The sequence below is a fragment of the Ruthenibacterium intestinale genome, from assembly GCF_040096265.1.
Classification (GTDB): Bacteria; Bacillota; Clostridia; order Oscillospirales; family Ruminococcaceae; genus Ruthenibacterium; species Ruthenibacterium komagatae.
On sequence record NZ_JBBMFA010000089.1, the window covers coordinates 19,338 to 33,304 of the forward strand.

The 13,967-nt window shown below is 64.0% G+C and carries 10 protein-coding genes and 1 other annotated feature; all 10 genes read right to left on the reverse strand.

Annotated features, from left to right (window positions below; genetic code table 11):
* Positions 1-3: 3 nt before the first annotated feature.
* On the reverse strand, positions 4-753 hold the full coding sequence (locus WMO24_RS08085) for a methionine ABC transporter ATP-binding protein (RefSeq protein ID WP_349215917.1): 750 nt from the start codon (positions 751-753) through the stop codon (positions 4-6).
* 50 nt (positions 754-803) lie between these two features.
* Positions 804-1,060, reverse strand: a binding site (T-box leader).
* 169 nt (positions 1,061-1,229) lie between these two features.
* On the reverse strand, positions 1,230-2,666 hold the full coding sequence (purB, locus tag WMO24_RS08090; RefSeq protein ID WP_349215918.1) for an adenylosuccinate lyase: 1,437 nt from the start codon (positions 2,664-2,666) through the stop codon (positions 1,230-1,232).
* A gap of 28 nt (positions 2,667-2,694) precedes the next feature.
* On the reverse strand, positions 2,695-6,405 hold the full coding sequence (locus WMO24_RS08095) for a phosphoribosylformylglycinamidine synthase (protein ID WP_349215919.1): 3,711 nt from the start codon (positions 6,403-6,405) through the stop codon (positions 2,695-2,697).
* A gap of 10 nt (positions 6,406-6,415) precedes the next feature.
* Complete coding sequence (gene purD / locus WMO24_RS08100; protein ID WP_349215920.1) at positions 6,416-7,696, reverse strand: phosphoribosylamine--glycine ligase; 1,281 nt, start codon at positions 7,694-7,696, stop codon at positions 6,416-6,418.
* Between the two features lie 15 nt (positions 7,697-7,711).
* Positions 7,712-9,769 carry a hypothetical protein gene (locus tag WMO24_RS08105; protein WP_349215921.1) on the reverse strand — a complete coding sequence of 686 codons (2,058 nt, stop codon included), beginning with the start codon at positions 9,767-9,769 and terminating at the stop codon, positions 7,712-7,714.
* Position 9,770: 1 nt separating this feature from the next.
* Positions 9,771-10,943: a phosphoribosylaminoimidazolecarboxamide formyltransferase gene (locus tag WMO24_RS08110; RefSeq protein WP_349215922.1), complete on the reverse strand. Its 1,173-nt coding sequence runs from the start codon at positions 10,941-10,943 to the stop codon at positions 9,771-9,773.
* 25 nt (positions 10,944-10,968) lie between these two features.
* On the reverse strand, positions 10,969-11,694 hold the full coding sequence (locus tag WMO24_RS08115) for an IMP cyclohydrolase (protein WP_349215923.1): 726 nt from the start codon (positions 11,692-11,694) through the stop codon (positions 10,969-10,971).
* Positions 11,695-11,716: 22 nt separating this feature from the next.
* Positions 11,717-12,307, reverse strand: a complete 591-nt coding sequence (gene purN / locus WMO24_RS08120; RefSeq protein WP_349215924.1) for a phosphoribosylglycinamide formyltransferase — start codon at positions 12,305-12,307, stop codon at positions 11,717-11,719.
* Positions 12,304-13,341, reverse strand: a complete 1,038-nt coding sequence (purM, locus tag WMO24_RS08125) for a phosphoribosylformylglycinamidine cyclo-ligase (RefSeq protein ID WP_349215926.1) — start codon at positions 13,339-13,341, stop codon at positions 12,304-12,306. The genes purN and purM overlap by 4 nt, the downstream gene beginning before the upstream one ends.
* A 15-nt stretch (positions 13,342-13,356) precedes the next feature.
* On the reverse strand, positions 13,357-13,967 hold a 611-nt coding region (locus WMO24_RS08130; protein WP_349215927.1), incomplete at its 5' end, for an amidophosphoribosyltransferase.

Sequence of the window (13,967 nt, forward strand, 5' to 3'; positions counted from 1 at the left end):
TTCTCACGCCTCCTTTTCACTGAGCAGCAGCCGTGTCACTTCGCTGCGGGGATTTTCAAACACCTGAGACACCGTTCCCGTCTCGGCCACACGGCCGTCGCCGATGACCGCCACCCGGCCGCAGATGCGCCGGACCACGCTGAGTTCGTGGGTGATGATGAGGATGGTGACGCCCAGCTTGCGGTTGATGTCCGCCAGCAGCGCCAGCATGGCCTTGGTGGTCAGAGGGTCCAGCGCGCTGGTGGGTTCGTCGCACAATAAAATCTCGGGCTTTGTGGCCAGAGCCCGGGCGATGGCCACCCGCTGCTTCTGCCCGCCGGACAGCTGGGCCGGATAAGCGCCCGCCTTGTCGGCCAGGCCCACCAGTTCCAGCAGCTCGTCCACCCGGGCGGCGACGGCCGCTTTGTCGAAGCCTTTTTCCAGCTTCAGCGGAAAGGCCACGTTCTCGGCCACGGTTTTCTGCATCAGCAAATTGTAGCCCTGAAACACCACGCCCATTTTGCGGCGCTCGGCCCGCAGCTGGGCGCCGTTCATCGCCGCCAGGTCGCTGCCGTCCAGCACGATTTGGCCGCTGGTGGGTTTTTCCAGCATGGACAAACAGCGCAGCAGCGTGGATTTGCCCGCGCCGGACATGCCGATGATGCCGAAGATGTCCCCGTCTTCCACACGCAGGCTCACGTCCTCCAGTGCGGTGACGCGGTCGGCGCCGGTGCCGAACACTTTCGTCAGATGTTGAATTTCGATCAAAGCCATTCACCTTTCCTTTTTCCCGGGCAATAAAAAACGCCCTCGGAACACACTGTTCCAAGGGCGACAAATATCGCGGTACCACCTTGTTTCACCGCCGCTTTGCAGCGCGCGGCCTCATCCGCTGCGGTCTGCGAATGAGACAGACTTACAGCGCGGCACGATAACGGGTGCACCCGTCGCGGACTTACGCCATGCGCTCGCCCGCGCGACTCAGGAACCATGTTCGGCCCTGTCCCCTTCGCCCCTTTTCACCAGCCGGGGCTCTCTTTGGAAGCTTCTCAGGACGTACTCTTTCCGTCGCGGTCTTTTTCGTATAGTTGTTATTATACAAACTTTCTCCGGTTTGTCAAGGGGGCTTTTTCCGCCCGGGCGGCACGCCTGTGCGCCCCAAAATAAAAAAGCACCCTGGAACGTCGAAAGGGCGAAGCAGACCGCTTCACCCTTTCAACATTTTTACAAATCGTTGTTTTTCACTTTGATTATACAGAGAGTTCCGCCCGAATCCCCAGCGCGTCGGCGTGTTTTGCCAGCAGCGGGTCAATGACCTCGGCCAGGAACTCCTCCACCTGCTGCTCGGCGCGGCCGGTGAAGTCCTCGGGCTTCAGAATGGCTTCCACCTCGTCGTAGTCGAGACCGAAGGACGGGTCGGCGCAGATGCGCTCGATCAGGTCGTTTTTGCCGCCCTCTTCCTTGACCACACGGGCGGCCTGCTGGGCGTAAACGCGGATCTTCTCGTGCAGTTCCTGCCGGTCGCCGCCCTTTTTCACGGCGCTCATCATGATGTTCTCGCTGGCCATGAAGGGCAGCTCGGCCATGATGCGGCTGCGGATGACCTTGGGGTACACCACCAGGCCGTCGCACACGTTGAGCAGAATGTTCAGAATGGCGTCGGTGGCCAGGAACGCTTCGGCCACGGCCACGCGCTTGTTGGCGGAGTCGTCCAGGGTGCGCTCGAACCACTGGGTGCCGGCGGTAAAGGCGGGGTTGATGACGTCCGCCATCACGTAGCGGGCCAGGCTGCAGATGCGCTCGCACCGCATGGGGTTGCGCTTGTAGGGCATGGCGGAAGAGCCGATCTGCTGTTTCTCGAAGGGCTCCTCCATCTCCTTGAAGTTGGCCAGCAGACGCATGTCGTTGCCGAACTTCATGGCGCTTTGGGCAATGCCGGACAGGCAGCTGAGCACGTTGTAGTCCACCTTGCGGGAGTAGGTCTGGCCGGACACGGGCACCACCTTGTCAAAGCCCATCTCTTTGGCGATGGACGCCTCCACGGCCTTGATCTTGGCGGCGTCCCCGTCGAACAGCTCCACAAAGCTGGCCTGAGTGCCGGTGGTGCCCTTGGAGCCCAGCAGGGCCAGGCTGTCCATGCGGTGCTCCAGTTCGCACAGGTCCATGTAGAACTCGTTCAGCCACAGGGTGGCGCGCTTGCCCACGGTGGTCAGCTGGGCGGGCTGCAGATGAGTGTAGGCCAGGGCGGGCATGCCCTTGTACTTGCGGGCAAACTCCGCCAGCAGGCCCATGACGCCCAGCAGCTTTTTCTCCACCAGCTCCATGGCTTCGCGCATGACGAGCACGTCGGTGTTGTCGCCCACATAGCAGCTGGTGGCGCCCAGGTGAATGATGCCCTTGGCGCCGGGGCACTGGACCCCGTAGGCGTAGACGTGGCTCATCACGTCGTGGCGGCACTCCTTTTCCCGGGCGATGGCCACTTCGTAGTTGATGTCGTCCTTGTGGGCTTCCAGCTCGGCGATCTGCTCGTCGGTGATGGGAAGGCCCTGCTCTTTTTCGGCTTTGGCCAGGGCGATCCACAGCCGGCGCCAGGTGCGGAACTTGTTGTCCTCGGAAAAGATATACTGCATTTCCTTCGAGGCGTAGCGCGTCTCGAAGGGAGAGATGTAACGGTCGTGTTGTGACATAAAAAACCTTCCTTTAAATCGGTGATGCTCAGATCTTGAAGTAGTCCACGCCGCCCTCGAAGATCTGCTGCAGCTTGTTGCCGTCCACGTTCTTGTACAGGTTGTCGCCCGAGCGCTCGGAGTGGCCCATCTTGCCGAAGATGCGGCCGTCCGGGCTGGTGATGCCCTCAATGGCCAGATAGCTGCCGTTGGGGTTGAAGCGCACGTCCATGGTGGGCGCGCCGGCCAGATCCACGTACTGGGTGGCCACCTGACCGTTTTTGATCAGCGTGTGCAGGGTTTCGTCGTTGGCCACGAACCGGCCCTCGCCATGGCTGATGGCCACGGTGTGCACGTCGCCCACCTTGCAGCGGGACAGCCACGGGCTGGCGTTGGACGCCACCCGGGTGCGCACCAGCATGCTCTGGTGGCGGCCGATGGTGTTGAAGGTCAGGGTGGGGCAGGTTTGATCGGTCTCGACAATGTGGCCGAAGGGAACCAGGCCCAGCTTGATCAGCGCCTGGAAGCCGTTGCAGATGCCCAGCATCAGGCCGTCCCGCTGATCCAGCAGCTGGTGCACCGCTTCGGTGAGGGCCGGGTTGCGGAAGAACGCCGTGATGAACTTGGCGCTGCCCTCGGGCTCGTCGCCGCCGGAGAAGCCGCCCGGCAGGAAGATCATCTGGCTGCGCTCAATGATGCGGCGGGCCTCTTCCACGCTTTCGGCCACGGCCGCGGGAGTCAGGTTGTTGATGACGAAGATCTCCGGCTCGGCACCGGCGCGCTCCATGGCGCGGGCGGAGTCATACTCGCAGTTGGTGCCCGGGAACACGGGGATGAACACCCGGGGCTTGGCACAGCCCACCCGGGGCGACACACGGGTGACCGCCTCAAAGTTCAGCGCTTCCACGGGCCGGGCCGCGTCGGCCTCGGCGGTGGTGTGGTAGGGCAGCACCGGCTCCAGTTTTTCCTCGTACACGGTCTGCACGCCGTCCAGCTCCACCCGCTCGCCGCAGGCCTCAAAGGCATAGGCCAGGGTGGTCTCGCCCAGCGTCTCGCCGATGTCCAGATCCTCGGCCAGCTCCAGCACAAAGCTGCCGTACTCGTAGCCGAACAGCAGCTCTTTGGTCACGGACGGGGCCGCTTTGAAGCCCAGCCGGTTGCCCAGGCTCATTTTGCACAGCGCCTCGGCAATGCCGCCGAAGCCCGGCGTGTAGGCCGCCAGCACTTTCTTCTGGGCGATGAGCGTCTCCACCTGGCGGAACACCCGCTTCAGGCTTTCGGCGTTGGGCACAAGGCCTTCGCCGCGGGAAGGACGCACCAGCACCACTTTGGAGCCGGGCAGTTTGAACTCGGGGCTGATCACGTTGTCCGTGTTGCCCGCGGCCACCGCAAAGCTGACCAGCGTGGGCGGCACGTCGATGTTTTCAAAGGTGCCGGACATGGAGTCCTTGCCGCCGATGGCCGCCACGCCCAGATCCACCTGTGCGTCCAGCGCGCCCAGCAGGCTGGCCATGGGCTGGCCCCAGCGGGCGGGGTCCGCGCCCAAGCGCTGGAAGTACTCCTGGAAGGTCAGGTAGGCTTTCTCGGCCGAGAAGCCCGCCGCCACCAGCTTGGAAACGCTTTCCACCACGGCCAGATAGGCCCCGGCGTACTGGTCTTTTTCCGCAATGAAGGGGTTGTAGCCCCAGGCCATGCCGGAGCAGGTCTTGGTCTCGCCGTGCAGAACCGGCAGCTTGGCCGCCATGGCCTGCACCGGGGTCAGCTGGGTCTTGCCGCCGAAGGGCATGACCACCGTGCCCGCGCCGATGGTGGAGTCAAACCGCTCGGACAGACCCTTTTTGCTGCACACGTTCAGATCGCCCATCAAATCGGTGAGCATCTGGGCCAGCGGTTTCTCCTCCACGTGACGGGCTGCGTCCTGCGCTTTGGGCACCGATACGCTGGTATGTTTTTCCGCGCCGTTGGAGTTCAGGAACGGCCGGGCGATGTCGCAGATCACGTTGCCGTTCCAGCGCATGACCAGACGGGGCTCTTCGGTGACGGTGGCCACCACGGTGGCCTCCAGATTCTCTTTGTTGGCGGCGGCGATGAACTTGTCTGCGTCCTCTTTGGCTACCACCACGGCCATGCGCTCCTGGCTTTCGGAGATGGCCAGCTCGGTGCCGTCCAGACCGTCGTACTTGCGGGGCACGGCGTTCAGATCGATGGACAGGCCGTCGGCCAGCTCGCCGATGGCCACGGACACGCCGCCCGCGCCGAAGTCGTTGCAGCGCTTGATCATCAGCGTGGCCTCTTTGGTGCGGAACAGGCGCTGCAGTTTGCGCTCCACCGGGGCGTTGCCCTTCTGCACCTCGGCTCCGCAGGTCTCCAGGCTCTCCAGCTTGTGGGCCTTGGAGGAACCGGTGGCGCCGCCGCAGCCGTCGCGGCCGGTGCGGCCGCCCAGCAGGATGACCACGTCGCCGGGAACGGGCTCCTCACGGCGCACGTTCTCCTCGGGCACGGCGCCCACCACGGCGCCGATCTCCATGCGCTTGGCGATGTAGCCCGGATGATACAATTCATCCACCATGCCCGTGGCCAGGCCGATCTGGTTGCCGTAGCTGGAATAGCCCGCCGCGGCCGTGGTGACCAGCTTGCGCTGGGGCAGTTTGCCCTTCATGGTGTCCTGCACGGGCACCAGCGGATCGCCCGCGCCGGTGACGCGCATGGCCTGATACACATAGCCGCGGTTGGCCAGCGGGTCGCGGATGGCGCCGCCGATGCAGGTGGCCGCGCCGCCGAAGGGCTCGATCTCGGTGGGATGATTGTGGGTCTCGTTTTTAAACAGAAGCAGCCAGGGCTCGTCCTTGCCGTTGTTGTCCACGGTGATGCGCACGCTGCAGGCGTTGATCTCGTCGGACTCGTCCAGATTTTTCAAAACGCCGGTCTTTTTCAGGTACTTGCCGCCCATGGTGCCCAGATCCATCAGGCACATGGGTTTGTTGCGCGCCCCGTACACCTCTTTGCGCATGTTCTGGTACCGGTCAAAGGCTTTGCGCACCCGCGCGTCATCAATGTCCACCTTGTCCAGAATGGTGCCGAAGGTGGTGTGACGGCAGTGGTCGGACCAGTAGGTGTCGATCATGCGGATCTCGGTGATGGTGGGGTCCCGGTGCTCGGAGATGAAATACTGCTGGCAGAAGGCCGCGTCGTCCGCGTCCATGGCCAGGCCGTAATGGTCCACAAAGTCCCTGAGGCCCTCGGCGGTCAGCTTTGTAAAGCCGGTCAGCGTCTCCACGGTGGTGGGGATGGCGTAGCTGGCTTTCAACGTCTCTTTTTCCGCAAGGCTTGCCAGGCGCGCCTCCACGGGGTTGACCACGTATTTCTGGATCTCGGCCAGCTCGGCGTCGGTGGGATGGCCGGTCAACAGGAACACCCGGGCGGTGGCCACGTCCGGCCGCTCGCCCTGGCTGATGAGCTGAATGCACTCGGCGGCGCTGGCGGCCCGCTGGTCAAACTGACCGGGCAGGTACTCGGTGGCGAACACCACGTCGGCCCCGTCGGGGATGGCGGTGTACACATCGTCCAGCTGCGGCTCGGAGAACACGGTGCCGATGCATTTTCGGAACAGCTCTTCCCCGATGCCCTCCACGTCGTACCGGTTCAGCAGCCGAAGCCCGGTGACGCTTTTGATGCGCAAAAGATGGCGGATCTCGTGCAGGATGCCCTTTGCCTCAACGGCATATTCGGGGCGTTTTTCAACGTAAATACGATAAACCATGGTTGCCTCCTTACAATGCGGCCAGGGCGCGCGCGCCGATGTCCGTTCGTTTGTGCAGCCCGTCGAAATGAATTTGTTCCGACGCGGCATAGGCTTTTTCCAGCGCCTGTTTCAGGGTGTCGGCCGTGGCGGTGACGCCCAGAACACGGCCGCCGGCGGTGACCAGCTGCCCGTCCTTAAGGGCGGTGCCCGCGTGGTACACCACGGCTTCGCCGCCGGGCAGCTGCCCGTTTACAAGGCCGGTGATGACTTTGCCTTTTTCATAATGCTGAGGATATCCGCCCGAAGCCAGCACCACGCAGGCGGCGGACTTGTGGCTGAACTTGACTTCCACTTTGTCCAGAGTGCCGTCGGTGGTGGCCCGCATAATGGCCAGCAGATCGCTTTCCAGAAGGGGCAGCACCACCTGGGTCTCCGGGTCGCCGAAGCGGCAGTTGTACTCGATGACCTTGGGGCCGTCCGGGGTGAGCATCAGCCCGAAGTACAGACAGCCCTTGAAGGGGCAGCCCTCGGCGGCCATGGCGGCCACGGTGGGTTTGAAGATGGTCTCCATGCACACGCCGGCAATTTCGTTGGTATAGCAGGGGTTGGGGGCCACGGTGCCCATGCCGCCGGTGTTCAGGCCCTTGTCCCCGTCCAGCGCCCGCTTGTGGTCCATGCTGGACACCATGGGCACCACGGTTTTGCCGTCGGTAAAGCTGAGCACCGACACCTCGGGCCCGGTGAGGAACTCCTCCACCACCACACGGCGGCCGGAGGCGCCGAACATGCCCTCTTCCAGCATGCCTTTGACGGCGCTTTCGGCGGCGGCCTCATCCTCGCAGATCAGAACGCCCTTGCCCAGGGCCAGGCCGTCGGCCTTGACCACCACGGGGTATTTGCCCCGTGCGCGGATGTAGGCCATGGCCTCGTCCGCGTTTGTAAAGGTCTCGTATTCGGCGGTGGGAATGCCGTATTTTTTCATCAGGTTTTTGGAGAAGACCTTGCTGGCCTCGATGCGGGCCGCGGCCTTGTCGGGCCCGAAGGCGGGAATGCCTTTTTCGGCCAGGGCATCCACCATGCCCAGCGCCAGAGGATCGTCCGGGGCGACCACCACGTAGTCCACGTGCCGGGCACAGGCCAGCTCCACCATGTTCTCCACGTCCGTGGCTGCCACGGGCACGCACACCGCGTCCGCGGCGATGCCGCCGTTGCCCGGCGCGCACAAAATTTCGGTCACGCCCGCGCTCTGCTTCAGTTTGCGGATGATGGCGTGCTCGCGGCCACCGCCGCCCACCACAAGGATCTTCATACAAACTCCCTCCGTTTATTGCAACACAAAAATGGTCACATCGTCGTTTTCATAGACTGTTTCAAAGCCGTCCACCGCGCTTTGGGCGAACAGCGAGGGCTGGGTCTGCTCGGTGATGTCCCAGCCTTTTTCCGCCGCCGTTTTGCAGTAGATCACCGCGCCCACGCCGATCTCGCGGCACAGCGCGGCGGCCCCATCGGCGGTCTCGTCGGGGCCGAACAGGGTTTTCATCTCGCTTACCCGCCTGTCCACTTCCGCCTTGTCCACGCCCAGGTTGGACACGGCGTACTTGAAGCTCTCCATATAGAAGGGCCGGCCGGAAATGCCGGAGTACACGTTGGAAAGCCCCTCTTTGGCCACGCCCGTATGGCTGCGGTTGGTGGCCAGCAGAATGCCCTCGGGCAGGTGTTCGCCCGCCCATGCAAGCGCCTCTTCCTCGGCGGCGGTCAGGGCCAGGTCCTTTTCACCGGCCAGCGCGGCGTCGCCCGTGGGGGTGGTCAGGCCGTCCCCGACCATCTGCACGCCGGTGAACACACCGCCCGCAAGGCCCACCAGCACCAGACATGCGGCGCACCCTTTGCACACCGCGGCCAGCGCCTTTTTGCGGCGGGCGCAGAAGGCCAGAAATCCGTCCAGATTCTGCACGGCCAGCACATTGGCGAAAAACAGCCCGATGAAGGCGAAGTACATCTGGCTCATGGATTCGTGGTCAAACAGGAAAAAGGCCGCAAAGCCGCCCGCGGCGCAGGCGGTGAAAAACAGGCGCGGCCCGCCCAGCTTGGGCAGACGGGGCACGTCCCCCACGGCCCCCGCCAGAAACAGCGGCGTGGAGGCCGGGGCGAAGCACACGGTCTGGGCCAGCATGAACAGCGGCGCGCACACCGCGGCCAGCAGGGGGCTTTTGGCCCGCAGCAGCGCCACAAAATTGGTAAAATACGATTTTTCCAGGGTGCCGAACAGAGAAAACCCGATCTTGCTGGAAGCACCCGCGGAGAAAAACACCCGAAACAGCACCGCGAACCCGGCCAGCAGCAGCGCCGCAAAGGCCAGCACGGCACCGTTTTGCTTTGTGCGGGCAAAGGCAAGGCGCACCAGCGCCGCCAGCGCAAAAGCCAGCGCCGCCACACCCGCCACCGGGCCCTTGGCAAAGCACAACAGGACGAAGGCCGCCCCGGTGAAGGCCCACAGCCAGGGCTTCGGGGCGTTCCACAGCGCCCACACACCGGCGGCGAAGCCCGCCAGCAGCAGGGTCGTCAGCCCCATGCCGTTCACGTTGCTGATGAGATGATACACGCTCAGGTTCCAGAAGGGGCACCGGCCGTAGGAGAAGATCTTCCACAGCCCCGCGCCGCCGCACAGGAAGGTGAGCACAAAAAACACAGCGGTTTTTTTCCGGCTTTCAAACCACAGGGCCCCGCACTCGGCCAGCACGGCCGCCAGCAGCCACAGACAGAACACCGGCAGGTAAAAGGCCAGCGCATCCCACAGGGGAACACCGCCCATGGCAAAGCCCGCGGCCAGCAGCTCGGACAGCCAGTGATAGGTGATGGTGTACCCGGAAAAACGCAGGTCCTGGGGCGGCAGCCCCTGCAGAAAGCTTTGGGCGTTGCCCAGGTTCCAGAAAAAGTCGTGGTTGGGCTCCACGGCGCCCGCGGCCACGGCGTGGGCATTGGGCAGCACGCACACGGCGATGCAGGCAAGCCAGAACGCCGCCCGCACCAGCGCGCGGGCGTTGTCGGGGGCCGGGATGGTCCCCCGCACTGCGAAGAGGCTGGCGAGCCCCGCCACAGGCAGCACCCACACCAGCGCGTGCAGCCCCGTGGCCGAGGCCAGCGCTGTGACAACGGCCCACAGCCCCAGCCCGAACACGGTTCCGGCAGTGGCCGGCAGGCCCGCCTGTTCCGCCCCCAGGACCCGGGCCAGCGCCCGGCCCGGAAGCCAGATGCCCAGCACCGCCAGCACGGCAAACAGCGCCGCCCCGGTCAGGGACGCCCCCGCCCACCCGCAGGCAGCCAGGAACGCCCCGGCGCAGAGAAGCTCGGCCCACCGGGCTTTGGTCATCAAGCGGATCATATCAATGATGGAACAGCCGCAGGCCGTTGAAGGCCATGACGATGCCGTACTTGTCGCAGGTGGCGATCACCTGATCGTCCCGGATGGAGCCGCCCGGCTCCACAATGGCGCTGACGCCCGAACGGCGGGCCCGCTCGATGTTGTCCCCGAAGGGGAAGAAGGCGTCGGAGCCCAGGCACACGTCATGGAACTGGGCCAGCCACGCTTTTTTCTCTTCGGCGGTCAGGGGTTCGGGACGCATGGTGAAGGTATCGGCCCACACGTCGTCGCCCAGCACGTCCTCCCACTCGTCGGAGATGTACACGTCGATGGCGTTGTCCCGGTTGGGGCGGGACACGTCCTTGCGGAAGGGCAGGCCCAGCACCTTCGGGTGCTGGCGCAGATGCCAGATGTCGGCCTTGTTGCCCGCCAGGCGGGTGCAGTGGATGCGGCTCTGCTGGCCCGCGCCCACGCCGATGATCTGGCCGCCCTCGGCGTAGCAGACCGAGTTGGACTGGGTGTATTTCAACGTGATGAGGCACAAAATCAAATCCCGTTTCTGGGCCTCGGTCAGGGTTTTGTTCTGGGTGACGATGTTGGAGAAGGTCTCGGGGCCGAACTTGGCCTCGTTGCGGCCCTGCTCAAAGGTGATGCCGAACACGTCCTTGTGCTCCACGGGGGCCGGCACATAGGCGGGGTCGATCTTCACCACGTTGTAGCCGCCCTTGCGCTTTGCCTTCAGAATGGCCAGGGCCTCGTCGGTGTAGCCCGGGGCGATGACGCCGTCGGTCACTTCGTGCTGGATGACCCGGGCGGTGCTTTCGTCGCACACGTCGGACAAAGCGATCCAGTCACCGAAGGAGGACATGCGGTCCGCGCCGCGGGCGCGGGCATAGGCGCAGGCCAGAGGCGAAAGCTCCATGCCCTCCACAAAGTACATTTTCTTCATGGCGTCGGTCAGGGGCAGGCCCAGGGCGGCGCCCGCCGGAGACACATGCTTGAAGGACGCCGCCGCGGGCAGGCCCGTGGCCTCCTTCAGCTCTTTCACCAGCTGCCAGGAGTTCAGCGCGTCCAGAAAGTTGATGTAGCCCGGGCGGCCGTTGAGCACCTCCACCGGCAGCTCGCCTTCCTGCATGAAGATGCGGGCGGGCTTCTGGTTGGGGTTGCAGCCGTATTTCAGTTCCAGTTCTCTCATGAAAAAGCCTCCTTGAAAGGCCGGGTCAGCCCTCGGTCTTCTGGTATTTGTTGACGATGCGGTCTTCGGCCTCGCCGGTTTTCAAATCGATGAAGCGCACGAACAGAGACACCTTGTTGGCCTCGTTCAGGCTGTTCCACACCATGTTGGTGAAGGTGTCGATGCTGCCCGCGATGCGCACCCGCTCGGGCTCGCCGGAAAAGCTGGGGATGGGGTTGCCGTCACACCGGTAGGTGTGGATGAACCGGCCCTCCCCGGCCACGGGCTGGGGATACTCGAAGAAAAAGCGCTCCACCGAGGCTTCGTTGCCGCCGTCGGATTTCAAAATGGACAGCTTGTAGCTCATCTCGCCCTCTTTCACCTTCACCAGACCCGAGATGCGGGGGGTGAAGTTGGGGCTGTCCGGCTCAAAGGTGCGCTTGCGCAGGGCCTTGGCAAAGCTTTTGCCCTTTTTCAGCGCGTCGTACACGGTGTCGGTCTGGTCGCCGTTGGTGACGATGGTCTTGTGGCCCAGCACCCGCACCGGCGCGTAGATGATCAGGCTGGGGTCCTCCAGCTTGGCGGGGTCCGCGGCTTCGGTGATGATGCCGCCGTCCTTGGCCGTGAACACACGGTTACGGCTGTTGGCCGACCGGCCCATGATGAAATAGGCGATGACGGCGCTTTTGCCGTCCTCAGAACGGCCGATGACAATGCCCCGGCCGGGATAGGCGTTGATGGCGAGCTCTGCCGCCAGACTTAAATGATCCATAAAAAGCTCCTTTCGCGCCGCTTTACAGCCGGCCGCTGGTCAAAAGGTCCAAAGCCCGGGGCAGAATCTCCCACTCGGCCTGTTCCATCACCCGCCGCTGCAGGGTCTCGGGGGTGTCCCCCTCTTCCACATACACGGCCTTTTGCAGCACAATGCGTCCGTCGTCGTACGCTTCGTTCACCAGGTGCACCGTGGCGCCTGTGACCTTCACGCCTTTTTTCAGCGCCGCCTGGTGCACCCGCAGTCCGTAGTACCCGGCCCCGCAGAAGGAGGGGATCAGGCTGGGGTGGATGTTCAAAATGCGGTCCGGATAGGCGCGCACCACGTTCTGCCCCACCATGGACAGATAGCCCGCCAGGACCACTGCCTCGATGCCGTGGCTTTGCAGGGTCTGCAGCATGGCGTCGTTGAACGCGTCCGCGCTGGCGTAGTCTTTGCGGCGCACCACCGCGGTCTCGATACCCGCTTTGGCCGCCCGCTCCAGGGCGTACACCCCCGGCTTCGAGGCCACCACCAGCGCCAGCTGGGCGTTGGGCAGTTTGCCCGCGGCTTTGGCGTCGATCAGCGCCTGCAGGTTGGTTCCCCCGCCGGAGACAAGCACCGCCACTCTCATACCAGCTCCACGCCTTTCTCTTCCCCTTGGGCGATCTCGCCCAGGAAGTAGGCGTCCTGACCGTTTTCGGCCAGCACGCGCAAGGCCTCGTCCGCCTTGTCGGCGGGCACCACCAGGGTCATGCCAACGCCCATGTTGAAGGTGTTGAACATATCCCGCTCGGGGATCTTGCCGGTTTTCTGCAGCAATTCAAACACGGGCAGCACCCGCACGTCGCTGCGTTTGATGCGCGCCACGCAGCCCGCCGCCAGAGAACGGGGAATGTTCTCGTAGAAGCCGCCGCCGGTGATGTGACTGACCGCATGCACGGGCATTTTTTCCATCAGCGCCAGCACGGGCTTGACGTAGATCTTGGTGGGGGTCAGAAGAGCCTCGCCCAGGGTCATGCCCAGCTCGTCCACATAGTTGTGCACGTCGGCGTATTCCACGTTGAAAATTTTGCGCACCAGCGAGAAGCCGTTGGAGTGCACGCCCGAAGAGGGCAGCGCGATGATGGCGTCGCCCGGGCGCATTTGGGTGTTGTCCACAATGCGGCTTTTTTCCACCACGCCCACGGAGAAGCCCGCCAGGTCGTACTCGTTTTTCGGGTAGAAGCCGGGCATCTCGGCGGTCTCGCCGCCCACCAGCGCGGCGCCGGCCTGCACGCAGCCCTCGGCCACGCCTTCCACGATGGAGGCCACTTTCTCCGGCACCAGCTTGCCGCAGGCGATGTAGTCCAGGAACACCAGGGGTTTTGCCCCGCAGGTGATGATGTCGTTGACGCACATGGCCACGCAGTCGATGCCCACGGTGTTGTGCTTGTCCATCAAAAAGGCGATTTTCAGCTTGGTGCCCACGCCGTCGGTGCCGGACACCAGCACCGGGTGCTGCATGCCGGTGACGTCCAGCTCGAACAGGCCGCCGAAGCCGCCCAGGCTGCCGATGGCGCCGGGGGTCATGGTGCGGGCCACGTGCTGTTTCATCAGTTCCACGGCGGTGTAGCCGGCGGTGATGTCCACGCCCGCTGCCTTATAACTCTCGGAATAACTTTTCATACCGATTCTCCTCTCTCAGTCGGCGGATTCGGAAATTTTCTTTTCAAATTTGCTCTTGTGGGGAGAGGCGGGCACCTCGGCCGGGTACTCGCCGGTAAAGCAGCCGGTGCACAGGTCCAGCTTGCAGCCCTCGGCGATCTTTTTCACGCCGTCCACGCTCAAAAAGCCCAGGCTGTCCACGCCCAGCATCTGCCGCATCTCCTCGGTGGAATGGTTGGCGGCGATCAGGTTTTCGCGGCTGTCCACGTCCACGCCGAAGTAGCAGGGATACAAAAACTTGGGCGCCGAGGACAGGAAATGCACCTCGGTGGCGCCGGCTTCCCGCAGCAGCTGCACGATCTGCCGGGAGGTGGTGCCCCGGACGATGGAGTCGTCCACCAGCACCACACGCTTGCCGCGCACGGTGTCGGCGATGGGGTTCAGCTTGATGCGCACGGTGTTCTCCCGCAGTTGCTGAGAGGGCTGAATAAACGTGCGGCCGATGTATTTGTTCTTCAAAAAGCCGATGCCGTAGGGGATGCCGCTCTGCTGGGAATAACCCAGGGCCGCGTCCAGACCGGAGTCCGGCACGCCGATGACCACGTCCGCCTGGACCGGGTGCTCCAGCGCCAGCAGCGCGCCGGCGC